Origin of the sequence: Janthinobacterium sp. GMG2, from assembly GCF_033949445.1 — a bacterium.
Taxonomy (GTDB): Bacteria; Pseudomonadota; Gammaproteobacteria; order Burkholderiales; family Burkholderiaceae_D; genus Janthinobacterium; species Janthinobacterium aestuarii.
In genome coordinates this window covers 355,747-378,813 of record NZ_JAXAWA010000003.1, presented here as the reverse complement: position 1 = coordinate 378,813, position 23,067 = coordinate 355,747, and the positions used below count along the sequence as shown (strand labels likewise).

At 62.4% G+C, this 23,067-nt stretch carries 29 protein-coding genes and 1 tRNA gene; 14 read left to right on the top strand and 16 right to left on the bottom strand.

The window, feature by feature from the left end; genetic code table 11:
* Positions 1-13 precede the first annotated feature (13 nt).
* The gene (gpmA, locus tag SKZ59_RS13810; protein WP_034753030.1) at positions 14-760 is read right to left on the bottom strand and encodes a 2,3-diphosphoglycerate-dependent phosphoglycerate mutase; all 747 of its coding nucleotides are present in this window, start codon (positions 758-760) and stop codon (positions 14-16) included.
* Positions 761-866: 106 nt separating this feature from the next.
* Here gpmA and SKZ59_RS13805 point away from each other — a divergent pair, with 106 nt between their 5' ends.
* From SKZ59_RS13805 to SKZ59_RS13785, 5 genes are all read left to right on the top strand, one after another.
* Complete coding sequence (locus tag SKZ59_RS13805; RefSeq protein ID WP_219328497.1) at positions 867-1,283, top strand: rhodanese-like domain-containing protein; 417 nt, start codon at positions 867-869, stop codon at positions 1,281-1,283.
* Positions 1,284-1,310: 27 nt separating this feature from the next.
* Positions 1,311-1,577, top strand: a complete 267-nt coding sequence (grxC, locus tag SKZ59_RS13800; RefSeq protein ID WP_034753025.1) for a glutaredoxin 3 — start codon at positions 1,311-1,313, stop codon at positions 1,575-1,577.
* A 160-nt stretch (positions 1,578-1,737) separates the two neighbouring features.
* Positions 1,738-2,214 (top strand): protein-export chaperone SecB, encoded by a 477-nt coding sequence (secB, locus tag SKZ59_RS13795; RefSeq protein WP_034753023.1) that lies wholly within the window; start codon positions 1,738-1,740, stop codon positions 2,212-2,214.
* A gap of 83 nt (positions 2,215-2,297) precedes the next feature.
* On the top strand, positions 2,298-2,759 hold the full coding sequence (locus SKZ59_RS13790) for an SH3 domain-containing protein (protein WP_051991348.1): 462 nt from the start codon (positions 2,298-2,300) through the stop codon (positions 2,757-2,759).
* Between the two features lie 37 nt (positions 2,760-2,796).
* Positions 2,797-3,837, top strand: coding sequence for an NAD(P)H-dependent glycerol-3-phosphate dehydrogenase (locus tag SKZ59_RS13785; RefSeq protein ID WP_319992087.1), 1,041 nt, complete (start codon positions 2,797-2,799; stop codon positions 3,835-3,837).
* A gap of 8 nt (positions 3,838-3,845) precedes the next feature.
* Here the strand turns inward: SKZ59_RS13785 and SKZ59_RS13780 are convergent, their stop codons facing one another.
* From SKZ59_RS13780 to mscL, 4 genes are read right to left on the bottom strand one after another with little or no spacing between them, the layout of a single operon-like run.
* Positions 3,846-4,190, bottom strand: coding sequence for a hypothetical protein (locus SKZ59_RS13780; protein WP_223278961.1), 345 nt, complete (start codon positions 4,188-4,190; stop codon positions 3,846-3,848).
* Positions 4,191-4,205: 15 nt separating this feature from the next.
* The gene (locus SKZ59_RS13775) at positions 4,206-4,898 is read right to left on the bottom strand and encodes a DUF2461 domain-containing protein (protein WP_319992086.1); all 693 of its coding nucleotides are present in this window, start codon (positions 4,896-4,898) and stop codon (positions 4,206-4,208) included.
* 21 nt (positions 4,899-4,919) lie between these two features.
* Positions 4,920-6,080: a Do family serine endopeptidase gene (locus tag SKZ59_RS13770; protein WP_072455825.1), complete on the bottom strand. Its 1,161-nt coding sequence runs from the start codon at positions 6,078-6,080 to the stop codon at positions 4,920-4,922.
* A gap of 41 nt (positions 6,081-6,121) precedes the next feature.
* Positions 6,122-6,571, bottom strand: a complete 450-nt coding sequence (gene mscL, locus SKZ59_RS13765; RefSeq protein WP_034753010.1) for a large conductance mechanosensitive channel protein MscL — start codon at positions 6,569-6,571, stop codon at positions 6,122-6,124.
* A gap of 412 nt (positions 6,572-6,983) precedes the next feature.
* On the opposite strand from mscL, the gene petA reads away from it, so the two are divergent.
* The 6 genes from petA to SKZ59_RS13735 all read left to right on the top strand — a co-directional run bounded on the left by petA (position 6,984) and on the right by SKZ59_RS13735 (position 11,266).
* Positions 6,984-7,592: a ubiquinol-cytochrome c reductase iron-sulfur subunit gene (petA, locus tag SKZ59_RS13760; RefSeq protein WP_072455827.1), complete on the top strand. Its 609-nt coding sequence runs from the start codon at positions 6,984-6,986 to the stop codon at positions 7,590-7,592.
* 2 nt (positions 7,593-7,594) lie between these two features.
* The gene (locus tag SKZ59_RS13755) at positions 7,595-9,007 is read left to right on the top strand and encodes a cytochrome b (RefSeq protein WP_219328499.1); all 1,413 of its coding nucleotides are present in this window, start codon (positions 7,595-7,597) and stop codon (positions 9,005-9,007) included.
* 36 nt (positions 9,008-9,043) lie between these two features.
* The gene (locus SKZ59_RS13750) at positions 9,044-9,808 is read left to right on the top strand and encodes a cytochrome c1 (protein WP_034753006.1); all 765 of its coding nucleotides are present in this window, start codon (positions 9,044-9,046) and stop codon (positions 9,806-9,808) included.
* A 120-nt stretch (positions 9,809-9,928) separates the two neighbouring features.
* Positions 9,929-10,540 (top strand): glutathione S-transferase N-terminal domain-containing protein, encoded by a 612-nt coding sequence (locus SKZ59_RS13745; RefSeq protein WP_010394154.1) that lies wholly within the window; start codon positions 9,929-9,931, stop codon positions 10,538-10,540.
* A gap of 111 nt (positions 10,541-10,651) precedes the next feature.
* Positions 10,652-11,164 (top strand): ClpXP protease specificity-enhancing factor, encoded by a 513-nt coding sequence (locus SKZ59_RS13740; protein ID WP_128140997.1) that lies wholly within the window; start codon positions 10,652-10,654, stop codon positions 11,162-11,164.
* Positions 11,165-11,190: 26 nt separating this feature from the next.
* Positions 11,191-11,266, top strand: a tRNA-Thr gene (locus SKZ59_RS13735).
* A gap of 158 nt (positions 11,267-11,424) precedes the next feature.
* Here SKZ59_RS13735 and SKZ59_RS13730 read toward each other — a convergent pair.
* Positions 11,425-12,096: a hypothetical protein gene (locus SKZ59_RS13730; protein ID WP_319992085.1), complete on the bottom strand. Its 672-nt coding sequence runs from the start codon at positions 12,094-12,096 to the stop codon at positions 11,425-11,427.
* Positions 12,097-12,283: 187 nt separating this feature from the next.
* On the opposite strand from SKZ59_RS13730, the gene SKZ59_RS13725 reads away from it, so the two are divergent.
* Positions 12,284-12,490: a dodecin gene (locus tag SKZ59_RS13725; protein ID WP_034753599.1), complete on the top strand. Its 207-nt coding sequence runs from the start codon at positions 12,284-12,286 to the stop codon at positions 12,488-12,490.
* Positions 12,491-12,504: 14 nt separating this feature from the next.
* Here SKZ59_RS13725 and SKZ59_RS13720 read toward each other — a convergent pair whose 3' ends face one another.
* Positions 12,505-12,816: a hypothetical protein gene (locus tag SKZ59_RS13720; RefSeq protein ID WP_034752996.1), complete on the bottom strand. Its 312-nt coding sequence runs from the start codon at positions 12,814-12,816 to the stop codon at positions 12,505-12,507.
* Positions 12,817-12,976: 160 nt separating this feature from the next.
* On the opposite strand from SKZ59_RS13720, the gene SKZ59_RS13715 reads away from it, so the two are divergent.
* Positions 12,977-13,351 carry a hypothetical protein gene (locus SKZ59_RS13715; protein ID WP_319992084.1) on the top strand — a complete coding sequence of 125 codons (375 nt, stop codon included), beginning with the start codon at positions 12,977-12,979 and terminating at the stop codon, positions 13,349-13,351.
* Positions 13,352-13,541: 190 nt separating this feature from the next.
* Complete coding sequence (locus SKZ59_RS13710; protein WP_072455836.1) at positions 13,542-14,534, top strand: EDSAP-1 family PEP-CTERM protein; 993 nt, start codon at positions 13,542-13,544, stop codon at positions 14,532-14,534.
* 63 nt (positions 14,535-14,597) lie between these two features.
* On the opposite strand, the gene SKZ59_RS13705 is transcribed toward SKZ59_RS13710, so the two are convergent.
* The 9 genes from SKZ59_RS13705 to SKZ59_RS13665 are packed head-to-tail and all read right to left on the bottom strand — an operon-like array spanning position 14,598 to position 23,057.
* Positions 14,598-15,674 (bottom strand): LytR C-terminal domain-containing protein, encoded by a 1,077-nt coding sequence (locus SKZ59_RS13705; RefSeq protein ID WP_319992083.1) that lies wholly within the window; start codon positions 15,672-15,674, stop codon positions 14,598-14,600.
* Between the two features lie 11 nt (positions 15,675-15,685).
* On the bottom strand, positions 15,686-16,624 hold the full coding sequence (locus SKZ59_RS13700) for a type II secretion system F family protein (RefSeq protein ID WP_319992082.1): 939 nt from the start codon (positions 16,622-16,624) through the stop codon (positions 15,686-15,688).
* 13 nt (positions 16,625-16,637) lie between these two features.
* Positions 16,638-17,615: a type II secretion system F family protein gene (locus tag SKZ59_RS13695; RefSeq protein ID WP_319992081.1), complete on the bottom strand. Its 978-nt coding sequence runs from the start codon at positions 17,613-17,615 to the stop codon at positions 16,638-16,640.
* 10 nt (positions 17,616-17,625) lie between these two features.
* On the bottom strand, positions 17,626-18,972 hold the full coding sequence (locus SKZ59_RS13690; protein WP_080698639.1) for a CpaF family protein: 1,347 nt from the start codon (positions 18,970-18,972) through the stop codon (positions 17,626-17,628).
* 57 nt (positions 18,973-19,029) lie between these two features.
* On the bottom strand, positions 19,030-20,199 hold the full coding sequence (locus SKZ59_RS13685; protein ID WP_319992080.1) for an AAA family ATPase: 1,170 nt from the start codon (positions 20,197-20,199) through the stop codon (positions 19,030-19,032).
* Positions 20,200-20,254: 55 nt separating this feature from the next.
* Positions 20,255-20,869, bottom strand: coding sequence for a TadE/TadG family type IV pilus assembly protein (locus SKZ59_RS13680; protein ID WP_319992079.1), 615 nt, complete (start codon positions 20,867-20,869; stop codon positions 20,255-20,257).
* Positions 20,859-21,341, bottom strand: coding sequence for a TadE/TadG family type IV pilus assembly protein (locus SKZ59_RS13675; RefSeq protein WP_319992078.1), 483 nt, complete (start codon positions 21,339-21,341; stop codon positions 20,859-20,861). Before SKZ59_RS13675 ends, SKZ59_RS13680 begins: the two co-directional genes overlap by 11 nt.
* Positions 21,338-22,765, bottom strand: coding sequence for a pilus assembly protein TadG-related protein (locus SKZ59_RS13670; protein ID WP_319992077.1), 1,428 nt, complete (start codon positions 22,763-22,765; stop codon positions 21,338-21,340). The genes SKZ59_RS13675 and SKZ59_RS13670 overlap by 4 nt, the downstream gene beginning before the upstream one ends.
* Positions 22,755-23,057 carry a hypothetical protein gene (locus tag SKZ59_RS13665; protein ID WP_319992076.1) on the bottom strand — a complete coding sequence of 101 codons (303 nt, stop codon included), beginning with the start codon at positions 23,055-23,057 and terminating at the stop codon, positions 22,755-22,757. Before SKZ59_RS13665 ends, SKZ59_RS13670 begins: the two co-directional genes overlap by 11 nt.
* Positions 23,058-23,067: the final 10 nt, after the last annotated feature.

Below are 23,067 nucleotides of genomic sequence, written 5' to 3'. Positions count from 1 at the left end.
GAAAGACGACAAGTTACTTGGCCTTCCCTTGGTTCGCCACGGCTGCTTGCGCTGCCGCAATCGCTGCCGGGTCGCCCAGGTAGTAGTGACGGATCGGTTTCAGGTCGGCATCCAGTTCATACACGAGCGGCTGGCCGTTCGGGATGTTCAGGCCGACGATATCGCTGTCGCTGATGCCATCTAACATCTTGATCAGCGCGCGCAGGCTGTTGCCATGGGCCGAAATGATGATCTTTTTGCCAGCGCGGATGGCCGGGGCGATTTCTTCATCCCAGGCCGGCATCACGCGCGCCACGGTGTCTTTCAGGCATTCGGTCAGCGGAATCGACGCTTTCGGCAAGCCGGCGTAGCGCGGATCGTTGAACGAGGCGCGGTCATCGTCTTCCGCCAGCGGCGGCGGCGGCGTGTCGTAGCTGCGGCGCCACACGAGGACTTGCTCGTCGCCATACTTGGCGGCCGTCTCGCCCTTGTCCAGGCCTTGCAGGGCGCCATAGTGGCGCTCGTTCAAGCGCCAGTCGTTCTTGATCGGCAGATACATCATGTCCATCTCGTCGAGCGCCAGCCACAGGGTGCGGATGGCGCGCTTCAGGACGGAAGTGTAGGCCACGTCGAACGTAAAACCTTCCTGCTTGAGGATCTGGCCGGCGGCCTTGGCTTCGTTGACGCCCTTTTCCGTCAGATCGACGTCGGTCCAGCCGGTGAAGCGGTTATCGAGGTTCCAGGTGGACTCGCCGTGACGCATGAAAACGATTTTGTACATAGTTCTATCTTCTCAAGGGGTTCAAATCAAAAAAGCAAAACGTAAAAAGACCTCGTCCAGCTTCTATTTTATAATGCGCGGATTGACTTAAACCATTGGACCCTACGTGAAATTCATTATCGACCACATTTTTCTGTTTGCCATCGTCATTATTTCCGGCGGCGCCCTCCTCTGGCCACTGCTGTCGATGCGCGGCAAGCGCGCGACCGTGCTGGAAGTCACGCAACTGATCAACCGCGGCAAGACCATCATCGTCGACGTGCGTAGCGCGGAAGAATTCGCCACGGGCCACTTGCCTGACGCGAAAAATATTCCGCTGCCGGAACTGTCAAAACGCCTGGGCGAGCTGGAAAAATTCAAAACGCGCCCCATTGTAGTGGTTTGCCAGAAAGGTTCGCGTTCGGCAACCGCCGTCGGCCTGCTGGGCAAAGCTGGTTTCGCTGAGGCAACGAGCCTGGAAGGCGGCCTCGACGAATGGAAAAAGCAAGGTTTGCCATTGAAAACCTTGTCGCTGGCGAAGTAAGCCGGCACTTAACTGGAAGGAATCATCATGACTGTCCCCGTAATTGTGTATAGCACCGCCGTGTGCCCGTATTGCGTGCGCGCCGAGCGCCTGCTGGAATCGAAGGGCGTCGCCGTGCAAAAGATCCGCGTCGACCTCGACCCGGAAGAGCGCATCAAGATGATGGAACGCACGGGCCGCCGCACGGTGCCGCAAATCTATGTGGGCGACACCCACGTGGGCGGATTCGACGATTTGTATGCGCTCGATCAAGCTGGCAAGCTGGACCCCTTGTTAAACGGCACGGCAGCCTGATATAAAGCTGGTTCGAGAAATTGCTTGGTTTTTTGTCGTATTGTTTTGATACAATTGCCCTCGCACCTGATCTGGCCGCGCCTATCCGGCGCGGTTTACATACCGCAAGCACCATATTTGAACGGTGTGCCGTTCTTGTCCTTTACAACGAAAGCGTTCCATGTCTGACGAAAACCTGCAACCAGTCTTCCAAATCCAACGCGTCTACCTGAAAGACATGTCGCTGGAACAACCAAATTCCCCAGCTATTTTCCTGGAACAAGAAGCACCAGCGATCGAAGTCGCACTGGACGTGGGCGCTGCGCCTCTGGCCGACGGCATCTTCGAAGCCACCGTGACCATCACCGTCACCGCCAAAGTCGGCGATAAAGTCGCTTTCCTGGTTGAAGGCAAGCAAGCCGGTATCTTCGAAGCACGCAACATTCCTGCCGATCAACTCGATCCGCTGCTGGGAATCGGCTGCCCGAACATCATCTACCCTTACCTGCGCGCCAACATCGCCGACGTGATCACCCGTGCCGGCTTCCCGCCAGTGCACCTGGCCGAGATCAACTTCGAAGTGTTCTACCAACAACGTCTGCAAGCTATTGCTGACGCCGCTGCAGCTGCCCCGGCAGCCGACGCGACGACGCACTAAGCTTCAGGCAAGACCCCGCCAGCCGTCAAGGCTGGCCTGACACGGCGGCCTGGCCGCCGTGTTTCGTTAAGGTTCAAAATATCATGTTGAAAAGTGCGCTCTTGAGCAAGTTCCGCTGGATGGCCGGCGCCGTGCTGCTGCTGGCGACCGCCGCCAGTCACGCCGTCGATTTCAAAACGGTGGGCGCAGCCCCCGTGATCCTGTACGACGCGCCATCCTCCAAGGGCGGCAAGCTGTACGTGGCGCCACGCGGCATGCCGCTGGAAGTCGTGCTCAGCTACGGCGAATGGGTCAAGGTACGCGACGCCAGCGGCGAAATGGCCTGGACGGAAGCCAAGGGCCTGTCGGCCAAGCGCAACGTCGTGGCGCGCGCCGCGAACCTCAAGGTGCGCGCCAGCCCCGACGATACCGCCTCCGCCATCCTCCTCGTCGACAAGGGCGTGCTGCTGGAAATGAGCGAGCAAGCAAGTTCCGGCTGGGTCAAGGTGCGCCACAAGGATGGCCAGAGCGGCTACGTCAAGACCAGCGAAGTGTGGGGCCTGTAAGCACCGCGTCCGTTCCCCCTGCCCCGTTTGAGGTTGCATGCAAGTTTCTCCTGAAGTCATTCCCGATAGTATTCCCGCCGCCCGCAAGATCACCCTCCTGGGCGCCGGCGCCTGGGGCACGGCCGTGGCCATGGCCCTGGCCGGCCGCCACGACGTGCTGCTGTGGGGCCGCAATGGCGACGCCATGGCCGCCATGGCCGCCAGCGGCGAAAACAGTTATTTGCCCGGCTTCCCTTTGCCGCCGCAACTGCGCATCAGCGCCGATTTCGACGCCGCCGTCGCGCATGCCAGCGGCGAACAGGGCCTCTTGATCGCCGCCTGCCCCGTGGCGGGCTTGCGGCCCATGCTGCATCAGCTGAAAGACAAAGCCATCGGCAACCTGGTGTGGCTGTGCAAAGGGTTTGAAGGCGGCACGGGCATGCTGCCGCACCAGATCGTGCAGGAAGTGCTGGGCGACACCATCCCCGGCGGCGCCCTGTCCGGCCCTTCGTTCGCGCAGGAAGTGGCGCGCGGCTTGCCGTGCGCGCTGACCATCGCCTCGCACAATGCGGCCTTGCGCGGCGCCGTCGTCTCGGCCTTGCATGGCGGCACCATCCGCGTGTATGCGAGCGACGACCTGGTCGGCGTGGAAGTGGGCGGCGCCGTCAAGAACGTGCTGGCCATTGCCACCGGCGTGGCCGACGGCCTGGGCCTGGGCTTGAATGCGCGCGCCGCGCTGATCACGCGTGGCCTGGCGGAAATCACGCGCCTGGGCACGGCCCTCGGTGGCCAGACGGAAACGTTCATGGGCTTGACCGGCATGGGCGATTTGATACTCACTTGCACGGGCGACCTGTCGCGCAACCGCCGGGTCGGCCTGGGCCTGGCGCAAGGCAAGGCGCTGGAGACCATCGTGGCCGAACTCGGTCACGTGGCCGAAGGCGTACCGTGCGCCAAGGCCGTGCGCGAACTGGCGCGCCGCATGGGCGTCGACATGCCGATCACCAATGCGGTGGCCGGCGTGCTGTTCGATGGGGATTTGCCGCACGTGATGGTGCAGCAGTTGCTGTCGCGCGACCCGCGCGCCGAAGCGGCCTAAGGCGAAACCTAGCGCCCCGCCTTGGCCATCAAGATCGTCAGCAGCAACAGACTGTCTTCGCGCGCTTCCAGGGCGTGCGCCTGGCCGCCAAGCAGGTACAGCATCTGCCCCGGTCCCAGCACTTGCACGCCGCCATGCGCTTCCACCGCCACCTGCCCTTGCAGGCACAGCAAGGTGATTTCACCGAGCACATGATGCTCGGGCATGGTCTTGCCTTTGGGCATGCACATGCGGATCAGTTCCAGCTCATCCGTCTTGGCCAGCGCAATGGCGGAAAACTGCGACAGGTCGTCGCCGTCCCTGCGCAGCACGTCGATCACCTGTCCTGAACTTGCATGCTCCAATGCCATCATGTGCTCCTTCAGCAATTATTCGGCGACTTCCTCCGGCTCTTTCGCGCCGCGCATCCACTCGACCAGCGGCCACGCATCCTTCAAGCCTTCCGCCAGGGTCGGCAGCAGTTTCTCGGGGGCGTTGACGGGCAGCGGTACTTCGGTCCAGACGAAAAAGCTTTTCAGCTTGATGAATTCGATATGTTCGGCGTCCGCGTCAAACCCCTTGGGCGGGCGCTGCAGCTTGCCCTCGTTCTGGATGGTGCCGAAACGGGCCTTCAAGCGCTTATTTTTCAGCACTTTGGAAAAGCCTGGCGCATCGTTGACCATGTGCTCGCGCAGCGCCTTCAGGCGGCCCGGTGGCGGCATGTACTCGCCGGCGCCGAACAGCAGGTTCCCCTGGCCGTCGATCTGCAGATAATACGTGGGACCGCCCGCCTTGCTGGGGCGGCGCATGTCGTTCGGTGCGATGGCGGCCGAAAAACGCGTCTTATACGGGCTTTTATCATGGGCAAAGCGCACGTCGCGGTTGATGCGGAACATGGCCTTCTTCGGATTGCAGTATTTCACGGCAGGGTCGAACTTGCCCAGCTCGCCGATCAGGCTGGTGACCAGCGCCAGGAATTCCTCGCGCAGGATGTCGTAGCGGGGCTTGTTCATCACAAACCAGGGACGGTTGTTGTTGTCGCTCAGTTCACGTAAAAATTGGGTCAAATCACGCACATGCATGTGTCAAATTCCGATCAGCAACTATTTGGAAAGCTCTTTCGGGATGGGGCGTTTTCCCACCATCACGTCGAGTGCCGCTTCGCGATTCTTGCGCAGCACCGTCATTTTAGCTTTTTCGCCAGGCGGCAGTTGGGCGATCAGGTTCAGCATTTCCGTCGTGTCGCCCACGGGCTTGCCTTGCACCGTCAGCAGGATGTCGCCGGGCACGATGCCCGCCTTGTCGGCCGGGCCGTTGCGCACCACACCGGCGATGATGGCGCCGCTGGTGCGCTGCAAGTTGAAGCTTTGCGCCAGTTCGGGCGTGATGTCCTGCGTTTCCACGCCGATCCAGCCGCGCACTACGTGGCCATCCTTGATGATGGCTTCCATCACCGTCTTGGCCGTCGACACGGGAATGGCGAAGCCGATGCCGACGGAGCCGCCGCTTTGCGAATAAATCGCCGTATTGATGCCGATCAGATTGCCGCGCGTATCGACCAAGGCGCCGCCCGAGTTGCCGAAGTTAATCGCCGCATCCGTCTGGATGAAGTTTTCAAAGCTGTTGATGTGCAGGTTGTTGCGGCCCAGGGCGGAGATGATGCCCATGGTCACCGTCTGGCCCACGCCGAACGGATTGCCGATGGCCAGCACCACGTCGCCCACGCGCGCCAGTTCCGACTGGCCCAGCACGATGACGGGCAGCTTGTCGAGGTCGATCTTGATGACGGCCAGGTCCGTTTCCGGATCGAGGCCCACCACCTTGGCCGGCGCCTTGCGGCCATCGGTGAGCACCACTTCGATTTCATCGGCGCCTTCGACCACGTGGTTGTTGGTCAGCACATAGCCTTCATGGCTGACGATGACGCCGGAGCCGAGGCTGTTTTTCAAGTCGTCGTCATCCCCGTCGTCCGGGTCGCGGTCGCCGAAGAAACGTTTGAAGAAGGGATCGCGCGCCAGCGGATGGGCGCCGCGCTTGGGGACTTGCAGGGTGAGGATGTTGACGACGGCGGGCATGGCGCGCGCCGCCGCGTCGCGGTAGGAGCCGGGCGCCAGGCTGCTCGACGCCGTTTCCACCACGGGCACCGGTTTGGCGGGAGAGCCCAGTTGCTGTACCCGGCTGGCCGGGCGCAGCGCGCCGTACACAAAGTACAGCGCCAACGCGATCGTCACGGTTTGCGCAAACAATAACCAGAATCGTCGCATACAGTTCTCTGCCCAGGTCAGCCGGCCCGTGCCGGAACGACTTATTTTGCCAGATCGTTGCTATTCTGTCCGTTCTTCTGCAGCGAGTCGCGGATTTCACGCAGCAGCACGATGTCTTCCGGCGTGGCCGGTGCCGCTGCCGGCGCGACCGGTTCGCTGCGGCGTGCCTTGTTCATCAGGCGTACCATCTGGAAGATGATGAAGGCGAGAATGACGAAATTGAGCAGAATGGTCAGGAAGTTACCGTAGGCCAGCACAGCGCCCGCCTTTTTCGCTTCCACCAGGGTCAGGGTGGTGGCTTGGCCATTCAGGGGCAGGTAGTAATTGGCGAAATCGAGGCCGCCGAAAATGCGGCCGATGGGCGGCATGATCACGTCTTGCACCAGCGAATCGACAATCTTGCCGAAGGCACCACCGATAATGACACCGACCGCCAGATCGACGACGTTACCCTTCATTGCAAATTCTTTAAATTCTTGCATCATTGCCATGAATTTCTCCTTCGGATAGATATAAAAACATGCCGATCATACTATTGATTCCTGGGGACACCAACTTGTGGTTGCCGGCAGGACCAATTCCGGCACAGCCATGCGCATCTAGTTCGAAAGAACTAGCCACCTCCTGCAAAAGTATATAAATTATGGTACAAGCAACGTTTTTGTTTTATTCGTTGTTTGCTTCACTTATAATTTGCGGTTGCCAGAAGTGGCTTTTTCACTTCCGGATAATCAACAAGAAACTGGCACGGGCTGCGCCATTGGCCGAAGTTCCGCAGGGATGTTGCCACGTTACCGTACAAAGATGCGGATCGCGGCAATCAGTGGGATAGAGCTTCGGCGACGGGTTTTTCGCGGCTGCCACTCATAATAAAGATTCGCATTTTGACTGATTGGGGTTTGCATGAGTAACGAAAAGCAGGTCGATTCAGGCCGTCGCGGCTTGCTCGTCGCCACGTGCGCGGCGGGCAGTGTAGTTGGATTGGCAACCGCGGGAGCCTTGGTAAGCACCTTCCAGCCGTCGGAGCGCGCGAAAGCGGCTGGCGCGCCGGTCGAAGTAGACATCACCACCTTGCAACCCGGCGAAATGCGCACCGTCGAATGGCGCGGCAAGCCGGTCTGGATCCTGAAGCGCACGCCGGAAATGATCGCGTCCCTGAAAAAGACCGACGGCAAAGTCGCCGATGCCAATTCCCAACGCAACCCCGACGAATTTACGCCACCGTACTGCATGAACGAGGCACGCTCGATCAAGCCTGAAATTCTCGTCGCCGTCGGCATCTGCACCCACCTGGGCTGCTCCCCTTCCTCGAAATTTGCCCCCGGCCCGCAACCGTCGCTGCCCGATGACTGGGAAGGCGGCTTCCTGTGCCCTTGCCACGGCTCCACCTTCGACATGGCTGGCCGCGTGTTCAAGAACAAGCCGGCGCCGGACAACCTGCAAGTGCCGCGTCATATGTATCTGAGCGACACCAAATTGCTGATAGGTAAAGACGAGAAAGGCGAGGCTTGATCATGGCTGCTTTCAAAGAGACGAAATTCCCGGCAGACGCTCCCGTCGCCGAAAAAGCGCTGGGCTGGGTCGATGACCGCTTTCCCCTGACCAAGCTGTGGAACGACCAATGGGGCAAGTACTACGCCCCGAAAAACTTCAATTTCTGGTACATCTTCGGCTCGCTGGCCATGCTGGTGCTGGTCTTGCAGATCGTCACCGGCATCTTCCTGACCATGCACTACAAACCGGATGCGGCCCTGGCCTTCAATTCCGTCGAGTACATCATGCGCGAAGTACCGTGGGGCTGGCTGGTGCGCTACATGCACTCGACGGGCGCCTCGGCCTTCTTCATCATCGTCTACCTGCACATGACGCGCGGCCTGCTGTACGGCTCGTACCGCAAGCCACGTGAGCTGATCTGGCTGTTCGGTTTCGCCATCTTCCTGTGCCTGATGGCCGAAGCGTTCTTCGGCTACCTGCTGCCATGGGGCCAGATGTCGTACTGGGGCGCCCAAGTGATCGTCAACCTGTTTGGCGCCATCCCGCTGATCGGCCCTGACCTGTCGCTGTGGATCCGCGGCGACTATGTTGTTTCCGACGCGACCCTGAACCGTTTCTTCGCCTTCCACGTGATCGCCATCCCGCTGGTACTGCTGGGCCTGGTTGCAGCGCACTTGATCGCACTGCATGAAGTGGGCTCGAGCAATCCGGACGGCATCGAAGTGAAAGAAAACCTGGGCGCCGATGGCCACCCGGTCGATTCGATCCCTTCACATCCTTACTACACCGTGCATGACCTGTTCGGCGTATCGATCTTCCTCGTCATTTTCAGCGCCGTCGTCTTTTTCGCGCCGGAAATGGGCGGCTACTTCCTGGAATACAACAACTTCCTGCCGGGCGACTCGCTGAAGACTCCGCTGCACATCGCGCCAACCTGGTACTTCACGCCGTTCTACTCGGTGCTGCGTGCCACCACGGCCGACTTCATGTACGTGCTGATGGGTGTCGTAGCTGCCTACGTGGTGTTCATCTGGCTCAAGTCGCGCCTGTCGACGGTCGTCAAGTCGGTCATCGCCGGCATCGCCATCGTCGCCATCATCGGCATGCTGCCGCAGGTGCTGGACGCGAAATTCTGGGGCGTGGTGTTCTTCGGCGGCTCCGTCGTGATCCTGGCGTTCCTGCCATGGTTAGACCATTCGCCGGTGAAATCGATCCGCTACCGTCCGACCTGGCACAAATACATCTATGCCATCTTCGGCCTGTCGTTCCTGATCCTCGGCTACCTCGGGACCCAGGCGCCAACGGATGCAAAAACCATCGTGTCGCAAGTGTGCACCCTGATTTACTTCAGCTTCTTCCTGCTGATGCCATGGTGGAGTGCCATGGGCAAGTTCAAGACCGTGCCGTCGCGTGTGACGTTCCACCCGCACTAAGCCGCTCTCACGCCACGCTCAAAGGACATACATCATATGAAGATTGCAAAAAAACTGCTCGCCATCCTGGCACTCGTGCCCGCCATGGCTCTCGCCAGCGAAGGCGGCTTTCCGCTGGACAAGGCGCCTGACCGCCAGACCAACATGGCAGCGCTGCAGCATGGCGCCAAATTGTTCGTCAATTATTGCTTGAATTGCCACTCTGCCGTGTCGATGCGCTACAACCGCCTGCGCGACTTGGGCTTGACGGAAGACCAGATCAAGCAGAATTTGTTGTTCACCAGTGATAAAGTGGGCGACCTGATGACGACAAGCCTGGCAGCGCAGGACGCCAAGGCCTTCTTTGGCGTCGTACCGCCGGATTTGTCGGTAATTTCGCGCGCGAAATCATCTTCCGCTGGCACAGGCGGCGACTACCTGTATACTTACCTGCGTACGTTCTATAAAGACGACACTCGTCCGACCGGCTGGAACAACATGGTCGTGCCGAATGTTGCCATGCCGCATGTATTATGGGAATTGCAAGGTGTCCAGACTGCCAAGTTCGTGGAAGAGAATGATCCGCACGAAGCTGGCAAGAAGATCCACAAATTTACCGGCTTCGAGCAGGTCAAGCCAGGTACGTTGAACAAGATCGAGTATGACAATGCGGTAGCCGACCTGGTCGGCTACATGGAGTGGATGGCCGAACCGGCACAGCAAACACGCAAGCGCCTGGGCGTGTGGGTGCTGCTGTTCCTGTCGGTCTTTGCTCTGCTGGCATGGCGCCTTAACGCGTCGTTCTGGAAGGAAGTCAAATAAGTGAGGCGCCGGCCATAGGCCGGTTTATGCCTGTTTCTGCGTTGTCCGCATGAGTGGACAAGCGACCTGGGGTGAGCCGTTCGCGGCTTCACCCCCTTTGTTTCTAAGGAACTATAAAAAATGATGGTTCTCTATTCGGGTACAACCTGCCCATTTTCGCAACGCTGCCGCCTGGTTCTGTTTGAAAAAGGCATGGATTTCGAAGTGCGCGACGTCGACCTGTTCAACAAACCGGAAGACATTTCGACCATGAACCCGTATGGCCAAGTGCCTATCCTGGTCGAGCGCGAACTGATCCTGTATGAATCGAACATCATCAACGAGTACATCGATGAGCGCTTCCCGCATCCGCAACTGATGCCGGCCGATCCGCTGATGCGTGCCCGCGCGCGCCTGATGCTGTTCAATTTCGAAAAAGAACTGTTCGTGCACGTGCACGTGCTGGAAAGCGAACGCGCCAAGAGCAACGACAAGGCCCACGACAAGGCACGCGCGGAAATCCGCGACCGCCTGACGACCCTGGCGCCACTGTTCCTGAAAAACAAATACATGCTGGGCGACGAATTCTCGATGCTCGACGTGGCTGTCGCGCCGCTGCTGTGGCGCCTGGACCACTACGGCATCGAACTGTCGAAGACGGCCGCACCGCTGATGAAATACGCCGAACGCATCTTCTCGCGTCCAGCCTATATTGAAGCACTCACTCCGTCTGAGAAAGTGATGCGTCGTTAAAAGATATTCCCGGCAAGCCGCGCTTGCCGGGATCTCTTGCGTCAGCAGCCAGTCTTTTGAATTACCGGTGCGCCCGCCTTGTGGGGGCGCTCCCGCCTCACAGTGCCTACCATGTCTGAAATCTCAACCAAACCTTATATGCTGCGCGCCATCTACGAGTGGTGCACCGACAGCGGCTACACGCCTTATCTCGCGGTCAAAGTCGATTCGCGCACCACGGTACCGATGGAATACGTGAAAAAGGGCGAAATCGTGCTCAACATCAGCTTCGGCGCCACCAGCGGCCTGAAGATGGACAACGACGCCATCCGCTTCCACGCCCGCTTTGGCGGCGTCTCGCGCGAAATCTACGTGCCGGTCGACAACGTGATGGCCATCTACGCCAACGAAAACGGCCAAGGCATGGCCTTCGAGCCCGTGCTGGGCAATGATGACCCCGACGCGCAACCGACGGACAGCCCGGCCTCCGCCGACGTCCCGCCGCCTGTGCTCGCCCCCACCGCCAGCGCCCCGACTCTGTCGTCCGTGCCGACCAGCTCCCCCGAACAACGCGACAGCGCCACACCAGGCGACGACGAGCCACCAAAAAAAGGCGGCCGCCCGACCCTGACACGCATTAAATAGCGTATAATTCGCAACGCGCAGTTTTTGCCGACTTAGCTCATTTGGTAGAGCAGTTGATTTGTAATCATCAGGTGGCCAGTTCGAAACCGGCAGTCGGCACCAGAATTCAGTAGGAAATCAAAGGGTTACCCGCTTCGGCTGGTAGCCCTTTTTGTTTCCGGCTTAGGTGTCGTTTCCATCTAACCCTTGAATAGCTTGCTTTGTCTAATCCGTGTGCAGCGGTTTATGTACGGATCGTCCTTTCGACAAATAAGGCAGTGTCAATTGCTGAGCTCTCCTAATCGATCAGCAACATCAGAAAGACATATCAGTAGCGATTGCCGCTCATTCTCTGGCATCGTTGCGGCGAATGCGATAACTGTATCGACAGTTTCATTCTTGTAGCGATTCGCAAACTGCATACGTTCGCCACTTGTAATTGCCAAAATTGCGCTGACTGTTAGGCTAAGGTCGGTAGCCTCAAGAATGTATCCAGGTGTCTCAGCAGCAATGATGTGCAGTGGAGATATTGCCTTTCCTTCGGCCTCTTTGGCAATCCAGAACTTGATTGGTGCAGGCAGGACAGCATTCGTATTAGGTTTTCCCTTAACGAGACTACTATTTGAAGTACTAGACTTGCCGGCTTTAATTAGTCCTCCTGCCATATCGGCACGGATTGCCAAGGTAAAGTCATGAGCATCGACAAATCCCGGTCTGGAGTCAGTGATGATGGCGCGTACGCCGCATGAGAAAAAGCCGGACTGATCCCTATCAATGTACGGCTGCAATTTAACTGCACTTGCTTGCACCACCACTTGAGCGTCAGCACATGCCAAACTTAGTGAACCTGCCAAAAATAAAATGTACTGAAGCAGTCTCTTGATTTTCATTGAACATTCTCCCAGTAGCATTGCGTTCGATTGTAAACCGACTTCTGCCAGAGAGATCATCATTGCGTCAAGTAACTCAAGCCACCACTTGCATTGACAGCAATACTGTCAGCATGACTTTGGCCTTTCCCCACTTCACGCTCGCATTGCTGCACCGCGCAATGACTATCAGCACATTTAGGCGCAAGATGAGCATGTGCTTGCGCAATGCAGGCTCCCGATGTCTGGCTTGCCTACCTGGGGGAATATCATGTCCGCACACACTTACAAGCTGATCGAACTGGTGGGAACGTCTACCGAAAGCAGCGATCAGGCGATACGCGATGCCATTGCCAAGGCGGCGCTGACGGTCAAGCATATGGACTGGTATGAAGTGACGGAATCGCGCGGGCATATCGTCGATGGCAAGGTGGCGCACTTCCAGGTCACGCTGAAGGTCGGCTTCCGGCTCGAATAGGGTAGGTCGGCAACTCACCGCCGCCCGACCGCTCCCCGGCTCTCCAGCCATTCCCGGCCGCCGCTGTCGAGCGCGGTCTCTATGACCTTTTCCGGCAAGCTGTAGACGGTCGCCCAGCTGGCGCGGCCGTCCTGCGTGTTGGCGGGAAAGCTGTGCGTCTCGATCGGCCAATGGTATTTGCGTTTCAGCGCTTTCACGATGGCGGCCAGCGAGACGCGGCCTTGCAGCGGTTCGGCGCCGGACTGGTCGCGGTTCGACAGCAGCACGGCCAGGACCTGGCCGCGGCCCGTGCGTGCGCCGGGGAAAGTGGGGGTTTTGTTTGCCATGGCCTATTTTACCGGGCAATTATCGGCGCGAGGCGATGTGCCGCACCTTTGATCTGGCGCAAACGCCGCATCGGCTTTGCGGCCACGATAGACGTTTCGACAGGTTGCCAGTGCCCCTCTGGCAGCCTGGTCCTACCATCACGGGGCACAGGAGCCTATCATGCACAGCCTGAACATCCACGCCATGCAATGGCAGCCCGTCGCCGATATTTCCGCCGTCAATCCGCTGCTGCCCGACGACCTCGCCTGCTTTCGCGAACTGCGCGACGTGCTGCAACGTTATGGCGCGCTCGACCGCTTCGGCATTTCCCTGATCCACCGCCATTTCGACATCGACGACGACGAGGAGCTGATGGAGTACACGGATGCGGAAAACCGCACCTTGACGGTAAAGCCTGTCAAGAAAAGCGACATCGACTGGCAGCACACGACGATTACCAACTGGAAACTGACGGAAGGCGAGGAGGTGGCGCGCATCGGCTGCGGCTGCGCGCGCAATTCCGGCGGCCACCTCGGCTATCACCGGGGCACCTGAAAGCGGCGTCGGCCTTTCTTACACTTTGCTTCCACCGGCTCAGTCCGCTTTGCGCAAGCCCTTGATTCAATATGCTTTTTTTGTGTGGCACGCAAGCTGCTTATCACTGTCTACGAGATGAATCCAGGCAGGTCATTCTGGATTCTTTCTCCCCCGGATTTTCCGAGACTGACTACGATAAGAGGCTGCGATGAATGTCGATCACACACGAAGCAAGACCCTGGGTTGGCTGGGCGCACTGGCGGCGGCAAGTCTGCTGGCCAGCGGCCAGGCGCAGGCCGGCGCGTACGGCCTGGCCGTCAACGAATTGAACTCTTTCCGCATCACCACCAGCGCTGGCGCGCTGTCGCTGGCCGGCGCCAACCGCAATGCCAGCGACAGCGCCTTCTTCGAGGGCGGCGTGGCCGTCAATCCGCGCGCCGTCAATACGGGCCCGGCCGCCAACGCCGACGTGCTGCAAGTATGTTCGGGCGGCGGCTGCAGCGGCTTGCCGCAAAATAACTACGCACCCAGCCCCAGTTCCACCCTGGAGTTCGCGCGCGGCGACGCGCATGCCTTTGGCAATATGCTCACGGCCGCCGGCTCCACCGTGCGCGCCGTTGCGGAAGCACAGCGCGACACGGTCGGCGCCGCCACGGCCACGGCAGGCGATACGCTCACCGGCTCCGTCAACCTGACCCTGTCGAGCGCCGGCTTCATCACCTTCAACTTCATGGGACGGCGCGACCTGCGCACCAGCGTGACGACCATGGGTGACAAGTCGAGCGTGTCGATCATGGATATCTTCAATATCTCGTGCAATACTTCCAGTCCCGTGGGCTGCCTGTCGAACGCGAATGCCGATGGCGTGATCTTCCAGTTCGCGCCCGATGGCGACGCCAACAATGGCAGCGACGTCAATGGCAACCATACGGTCGGCAGCCTCGATCCCTTCAGCCTGAACATGACGGCCGGCACCAACGACCCGGCCACCGGGCGCGCCTTCACGAATGGCTTTGCGATGTTTTCGCTGACGTCGAATTTCGCCCTGCCCGCCGGCAGCTACACCTTGAACTTTTCCAAGTCCACGCGTACCGACATCGTCGTCATCGAACCCTTGCAAGTACCGGAGCCAGGCACTTTGTTCCTGCTGGGCACGGGACTGGCAGCCCTGGCTTTTACGCGCCGCCGGCAGCCGAAATAATCCGCAGCATGAAAAGCACGCGGCGCCCGCAAAGGCGCCGCTTTTTTATGCGGCAGAGATGTGTTAACCGAGCCGCGCCAGCGCCCGGCGCGCCAGCTGCAATTGCTGCAGATAATAGCGGTGCAGCATGGCGGGATCGCTGAGGTCACGCCCCAGCACCAGGCGCAGTTCGCTGACGGGGCAGTCGGCGGCCTGGATCTGCACCTGGGTACGCACCTGTGCACCGAGTTGGCGAGCCAGTTGGCGCGCCGCCTGCTCCTGCGCGGGCCGGTATTCGACGCGTGTGCGCGCCACCTGGAAGCTGGTTTCATTGGCCAGGCGCACCACTTGCACGGGCGCACCAGCCAGGCTGCGCGCCAGCGCGGCTGCCAGGCCAGGCACGCCGTTGCCATTGACAATTTCCAGGCGCGGATGCGGCGCGCCGGCCACAGGCACGGACGCCGCCGGCAACGACGCGCTAACGGGCAGGCTGCGCACCGCCGCCGGCACGCGCTGCAAGCGGGCCATGCCGTCGCTCTGCGTGATCTCCACGCGCGCCATGGCGCGCGCATCCGGCACAGGCTCGGGCGCAAGCTTCGGCGGCGCCTCGGCACGCAACAAGGCCATGTCGCGCCGCACATCGTGTTCCTGCAAGCTGCTCGCCTGGCGCCGCATGACGGCCGCGCGCTCGTGCTGCCCCAGCCGTTCGAGCACCTGCGCCAGATGCCGCCAGGTCAACGCATTGAGCGGGTCGAGCAGACAGGCCTGTTCCAGCGCAGTCAACGCTTGCGCATCGCGTCCGCTCAAATAATAGGCATGACCGAGATTGCTGAACAGATAGGCCTGCCGCGGCTGCGGCATGCCCGCCTCCTGCGTCAAGGCCAGCCAATGGGCGATCGCCGCGTCGTGTTCACCGCGCTGCGCATGCAGCACGGCCAGGCCATTGCGCGCGTTCACGTGGCGCGGCGCATGGCGCAGGGCTTGCTCATAGGCCGTTTGCGCAGCGGGCAAGTCGCCCCGCTCGAAATGCTGGCGCCCCGCCGCATAGGCGGCATCGGCGTCGGGCCACGCCGCCACCGGCACGTGGGCCAGCTGCGTGGTACAGGCGGCCAGGCCCAGGCAGGCGCAGGTGGCGGCCAGGCGGGAAATCGTCAAGCGCATGGTAGTTCCTTTCAGCGGCTGGCCATGCCCGGCACGAGCACGCGATAGACTTCGATCACGGCCGGCCCCATGAGCACCAGCATCAGGGTGGGAAAGACGCAAAAGATCAGCGGGAACAGCAGTTTCAGGGCGATCTTCGCTGCCGCCTCTTCTGCAAGCAAGCTGCGCTTGCCGCGCAGGTTTTCCGAATGCACGCGCAGCGAATCGCCCATGCTCGTGCCGAAGCGTTCCGATTGGATCAGCATGGCGACCAGGGTGTCGACGTCTTCCACGCCGCTGCGCAGGGCCAGGTTGCGCAGCGCCTTTTCCTTGGAAAAGCCGGCGCGCATTTCCATCAGCACCAGCTGCAACTCCTGCGCCAACACCACGCTCTTGATATGGATTTCGCCCGACACCTTCACCAGCGCGCGCTCCAGGCTCAGGCCCGCTTCCACGCACACGGTCAGCAAGTCGAGCGCGTCGGGGATGTTTTCAAAGATGTCGCGCTGGCGCCGCTTGGCCGTGCTGGCCAGCACCAGGTTCGGCAGGTAATAGCCGACGGTGGCGCTGACGCACAGCAGCAACAGCAGCACGCTGCGCAGCTGCGCCGCCATGGCGCTGGCCGCATACAGCCCCAGCACGGTGGGAAACAGCAGGGCCAGCACGGTCTTCGCCGCAAAATACAGGGCCGGCGCGCTTGCCTGCCGCCAGCCCGCGTTCATGAAGCGCGTACGCAGCGGCGAACGTTCCCAGCCCTCTTCCGGCAGCGACAGCTTGCTGAACGGCTGCGCCACGCGCGCCACGCGCTCCACCCAGCCATTTTCCACCACCGCCGCGCTGGCGACCGGCGCCGTGGCGCCAAACAGGCGCTGGCGCAAAGTGCCAGGAAAGAAGATCACCCACGCCAGCAGGGCCAGCGCCACCACCACGGCAAAGACGATCACGAGAAACAGCAGTTGTGCACCGCTCATAGCACCTCCTGTTTTAGATGCGGATGCGGATCACATTGCGCATCCAGACCACGCCCAGCGCCACCATGCCGGCCGCGTACCACAGCAGTTTGATGCCGCTGGGATCGGTCCACAGCAGGCGGATGTATTGCGGGTTGACCAGCGCCATGACGCCGATCATCACCACCGGCATCAGGCCCAGCACCCAGGCCGACATGCGTCCCTCGGCCGACAGCACGCGCACCTGCCCCAGCAGCTTCAAACGGGCGCGGATGATGCGCGCGATGCTGACCAGCACCTCGGCCAAATTCCCCCCCGATTCGCGCTGCACCAGCACGGCGATGACGAGGTAGCGCAAGTCCGTCAGCGGAATGCGCGCGGCCAGGTTTTGCAGCGCCTCGTTCATCGGCACGCCGTAATTGATCTCTTCGTGCGCCATCTTGAATTCGCCGCTGATCGGCTCATTGAGTTCATCGCCGACCATCTGCAGCACGTTCGAAAACGAGTGCCCGGCGCGCAGCGCACGGGCCAGGAAATCGGCCGCTTCCGGCAGTTGCGCTTCGATCTTTTTCAGCCGCGCCGCGCGCGCGCGCAGCACGCACAAGCACGGTGCGCTCGCGGCGCAGGACAACAGCAGCACGGCGCCGGGCACGGGCATGGACCATGCCGCCAGCAGCAGCAAGGCCGCCAGCAGCAAGGCGCCGGTGCCGCCCAGGAATTGCGCCACCGACCAGGACAAGCCCGATTGCAGCAGCAAACGATCGAGCCGCGCCGCCTGCGGCGCGCGCCGCAGCAAGCGCTCCAGGCCGGGCGAACGCGCATAGCGGCGCTGCTTGAGGATGGAGACCCGCTCGCCGCCCCCCTCGCCGCGCGCCGCCATCAGCCGCAAGCGCCGGTTGATGCGTCGTGCCGCGCTGCCATGCGTGCCCGACCACCACAGCCAAACGCCCTCCACCATCAGGATGCAGGCGGCGAACAGCAGCACGGCAAAGCCGTAGAAGACCAGGTCCATGGTTCCCTCCTTACTCGTAGATGCGGTCGGGGTCGAACACGCTGTCGGGCACGGGCGCGCCGAACATGCGCAGCCGTTCCGTAAAGCGCGGCCGCACGCCCGTGGCGCAGAAGTGGCCCTGCACCTTGCCATCGGCATCGACGCCCGTCTGCTCGAAGCGGAAAATTTCATGCATGGCGATGATGTCGCCTTCCATGCCCGTCACTTCCTGCAGGCTGACCAGCTTGCGCGCGCCGTCCGTCAGGCGCGACACTTGCATCACCACCGTCACGGCCGAACAGATCTGCTGGCGCGTGGCGCGCGGCGTCAGGTTCACGTTGGCCATGCCGACCATGTTTTCCAGCCGCGCCAGCGCGTCGCGCGCCGTGTTCGAGTGGATGGTCGCCAGCGAACCCTCATGGCCCGTGTTCATCGCCTGCAGCATGTCGAGCGCCTCGGCGCCGCGCACCTCGCCCAGGATAATGCGGTCGGGCCGCATGCGCAGCGCATTGCGCACCAGCGCGCGCTGGCTCACTTCGCCCTTGCCCTCGATATTCGGCGGGCGCGTTTCCAGGCGCACCACGTGCGGCTGGCGCAGCGCCAGTTCGGCCGCATCTTCGATGGTGACGATGCGTTCGCTGCCGGGAATGAAGCCGGATAGCACGTTGAGCAGGGTCGTCTTGCCGCTGCCCGTGCCGCCCGAGATCAGGATGTTGACCTTGGCCTGGCCCAGCGCCTGCAGCACCTGCACCATGGGCGGCGTCAGGCTTTTGTAATCGAGCAGGTTGGCGATGGTGAGCGGCTGCACGGCAAAGCGCCGAATCGACAGAATCGGTCCATCGACGGCCAGCGGCGGAATGATGGCATTCACGCGCGAGCCGTCGGGCAGGCGCGCGTCGACCATCGGGCTCGATTCATCGACGCGCCGCCCCACGCGCGAGACGATCTTTTCGATGATCTTCATCAGGTGCGCATTGTCGTGGAAGGTCACGTCCGTCAGTTGCAGCCGCCCGCCCCGCTCCACATACACCTTGTCGCAGGTATTGACGAGGATGTCGGACACGCTGGCATCGGCCAGCAGGGGTTCCAGCGGGCCAAAGCCCAGCATCTCGTGCTGGATGTCGAGCACCAGGCTATGCCGCTCATGCTGGTTCAGCACGATGCGCTCTTCCTCGATCACGCGCTGCACCAGCAGCGCCAGTTCGTGCTTGAACTGCTCCGCCGTCAGGCGTTTTAACCGTTCCAGGTCGATACGGTCGAGTATCGTCTGGTGCATGGTTTTTTTCAGTTCCTGGTAGGCGTGCAGCGCCAGCGCGCCTTGTCCATTCGTGGCGGGGCGCACCGTTTCATTCGCCGCCAGGCGTTCGCGTAAAGTCATCTCGGCTCCCATGATGGCTCCCGGCGGGAGCCTTGACATCGTTCATCGGCGACCGCGTCAAGCCTCGCTGCGGCTGAACAGGCGGTCGAACAGGCCGCGGCTTTCCGTCACGCGGCGTGCCGTCACCAGTTCCACCAGTTCGGCCAGGCTGCGCGCCACGGCGCTGGTGCGCGACAGCTGCAGCAGCGGAATGCCCTGGTTGACGGAATCGGTGGCGGCGATGTAATCGTTGGGCACCGTGTGCACCACTTCCGCGCTCAGCGCCTGCTCCAGGTCCGCCAGGCGCAGGCGACCACCCTTCTCATAGCGGTTGACGATCAGGCGCAGGCGCTCGCCCGGATAGCCGAGCGAACGGAAAATGTCGAGCAGGCGGCGCCCGTCGCGGATATCGGGCAAGGCCAGCTGCAGCACCGGATAGATGGCGTCGGCGTTGTCGAGCGCGCGCAGCGACAGCGCATCGATCTGGCGCCCCACGTCGAGCACGATGTAGTCGTAGTGCTGGCGCGCCACGGCCAGGATGCGATCCATGTGCTCGGGCTGCATGTCGACCTTGTGCGACGGGTCGTCGGCCGCCGCCAGCACGCCGAAGTTCGGCGTCACGTGCACCAGGCACGAGGCGAGAAAGGCGCCGTCCATGCGCGCGATCTGCGCGCAGATGTCGGACAGGGTCATGGCCGGCTTCTGGTCCGACACGTACAAGGTGGCGTCGCCGAACTGGCCGTGCAGGTCGATCAGCAGCACCTTGCAGCCGGCCAGGCTGGCCAGCGCGTAGGAAAAATTCGTCGACAGGAAGGTGGCGCCGCTGCCGCCCTTGCACGAGATGAAGGCGAGCACTTTACCGTCGCGCATCTGCGTCACGCCAGCCTGGATATCGACCCTGTCCATCGCCTCGTGAAAGGCCTTGTGCACCAGCGGCAGCTGCAGCACTTCGCGCATGCCGGCGCGCATGGCGCGTATGAGCACATCCTGCTGCTGGCCGCGCGTGAGCAGCATCAGCACGGCCAGCGGATACTGGCGCGCCAGGCGCTCGAGCAGGTCAGCTTCATCGGCATCGATGCCGCTGGCGTCGACGATCACCAGTTCCGGCGCTTCCGGCAGCATGCGCTCGACGGCGTCGCGCAGGCCGCTGCGCCGTTCCAGGAGGCGCAGCACGGGCATGCGGGCCGCCCCCTGCGCGGCAATTTCGTCGTGCAAGCTGGCGTCGCGGCTAATCATCAAGGCTTTCATCGCACTTCCTCGCTTCTTTCAGGTCTACACATTCGGCTGCGCCGTCAAGTGGCGCTCAAGGACAAAAACCGGGATTGTCCGGATAGCCCAACGACTCGGCCACCGCCATGGTGGCGCCGTTGGGCAGGCGCACGGCGCCTGCTCCGGAGGGAAACATCACGTTCAGCAGCGGCAGGATGGGCCGGTATGGCACGCTCTCGCAACGCCCGCCGTCGCCAGGCACGCACAGGCTCGCGCGCACGAAACGGATGCAGCTGGCGCCATGCGGGTCGTCCAGGCAATTGATGCGGTTGCGTTGCGGGCAGCCCGGCATCACCGTTACCGGCACGGCCGCCAGCGCGGCGCCGCTGCTCGACTGCGACAGATAATCGATGCGCACATACGCGTCGCTGATGCCGCCGCCCAGCGGCAGCACGCCCGGCGCGGCGCGCAGCACGGCATGCGTGCGCACGGCCTGCAGCGCGCTTGCATTGCTGAAATCGGTGACGGCCGCGCCGCGCGCGGCACGCCGGGTAATCTCGTGCACCATATTCCATAGGTACACGGCGCGCGCCAATTCCAGCATGGCGAACAGGAAGAGAAAGAACAACAGCGCCAGCATGGCGAACTCGACGGCAAAAACACCGCCCTGGCGCTGGCGGCGCAGGCGCAGGCGCAGGTTAATTGACATAGCGCAATGTCGCGTTGGAACGCAAGGGGATCGGCGCCAGCTGCGGCAGCCACGCGCGCGTCAGGTCTGGCAGGAAGACGATGGGCATGTCCACCGACACCTTGATATGCACCTGCTGCGGCGGCGTCCCGTAATTGCCGCAGTTGTAGGAATCGTCGGCATAGGTACAGTCCACGCTGACCCGGACGGACTCCATGGTGGGCCAGCTTTCCGCCATCGCCTCGACCACCATCTGGCGCGAAAATGCGACGCCCTGGGTCGCCGTGCCGATACTGGCCATCTGCGACAGCGGCACGGTCGCCAGGTAGCGCGCCGCATCGTGCGTACTTTTCTGCAGGGCCGTGTACACCAGCAGCGCGCGGCCGAACAGCAGCACGAAGGGCAACAGGCCCATGAAAAACAGCATGATCAGCGCCAGCTCGATGGCGGCGACACCATGCTGGCGGCGTGGCGCGCGGCAGGGCGGCCTCATTGCAGCAACTCCGCGGGGCCCATCAGCGCGCCCTCGGCCGCCAGGCCGTCAAATTCGGCGCTCAGCACGCCATTGGTGGCCGGCGCCGTCATGAAGAAGCGGCCGATGCCGCGCACTTGCGCCAGCACGTCGCTGCCGGCCGGCAGCGGGCAGGCCAGCAAGGGAATATGCAGCAGGCGCCGTTGTGCCACGCCCGTGTTGCCGGTCGGTGCCGTCTGGAATCCCAGCGTCTGGTATGGCGGCGTGGCAGGATAGCCGGACTTGGCGGCCGGCGCGGCGGGCAGGGCCGGATACAGCTTGCTCCAGTCGCTGGTGGCAAACGGCAGATAGCCGCCGGCCGGCTTCACGCTGCTGTACTTGACCGCCCTGCCAAACGACCACAGCGGCCCATAACTGCCGACGGCGGGCGGCGTCGCGTTCGATTCCGGATCGGCCACGGACAGCAGCGGATTGCCGGTGCTCAGGGCGCTCGGCGCGTCAGGCGTGTTCGTCATCCACCAGTTCGCGGCCGCATTCGGATAGGCGCGGATATTCGTGTCGGGCGGCGACGTGACGGGATGGCAGCCGCTGCCCGCGTGCAGGTTGAAGCGTGCGTTGAAGGCCGGCCACAAGGTGGCGGGAAACGGCCGGTGCACGTGCACTTGCGCGCTGCCGATGCGCGGGTACAGCACCGTGCCGCTGCACACAAACGGCAACACGCTGGTCTCGCCGACCTGCAGCGACGGTCCCACCACACCCGGCTGGCCCAGGGGATTGAGCACGAAATGTTCGGCCGCCGGGCCGTTCGGATTGAGTTTCAACAGGTTATACGCCACGCCGCGGCGAAAGCCATATTCCAGCAGCTCGACGGCCGGCAGCAGCGCCGCATTCGTGCGCGCACTGGCCGCGCTGGCCGACAGTGCGCAAACGGCCAGCGGCGTCAGGTTCAGACTGGTACGTCCCGCCACGGCGCGCGCGCCCGTGTCCAGGGTGCGCAGCGCCGGCGACCAGGCGCCCAGGAACGCCGTCGCCACCCGCCCCAGCGACGGCTCATTGGCCTGCGTATCGATGCGCACGAACAGCGCCGTGGCCGCATCGGGCACGGCGCCCGCCGCATGCCATTCGCTGGCGGGCGCGTCGGGCACGCTGGCGAAGCGGATGCTGGCGTCCGACAGGATCGCGCCCTGCATGCGGCGCCGCCACGCGCTCTTGTCGGCCGCGCTGCTCTTGGCCTTCGTCACGGCAGCAAGCAAGCCTTCGGGCGTGCCCACCAGTTCCGCAGCCGCCGCCAGCGCCGCGTTGTCGGCCAGGTTCTGCAATTCCGTCTTGCGGCCGATGACCTGGCCCACGTCGAGCGCCAGGCCGATAAAACCCAGCACCAGGATGAGCAGGATGGAAAAGGCGATCAGCATCGCCCCGCGCTGGCCTTGGCGTCTATTTGCCATTGCCGCCTCCCAGCATGAACTGCACCGGCTGCGGCGCCTGGCCGTTCGGTTCGACGAACGAGGCGCGGTAGCGCTGCATGACGGCGTGCGCGCTGGGCCCGTCCAGGCCGTCGGCAGGCTGGCGATTGCCCGCGCTGGCCGGATCGCGCACCTGCTGCGTCATGGCCAGGCGCACGGCGTCGCCGAAGCGCGGGTCCAGCTGTGGCGTGCTGCTGTGCGCGCAGGCGGCCAGCAGCATGGCCAGGGCGAGGGCGGCCAGGCGCCGCAGCAATATCAGGAGCGAGTTCGGCATGGCGTGTCTC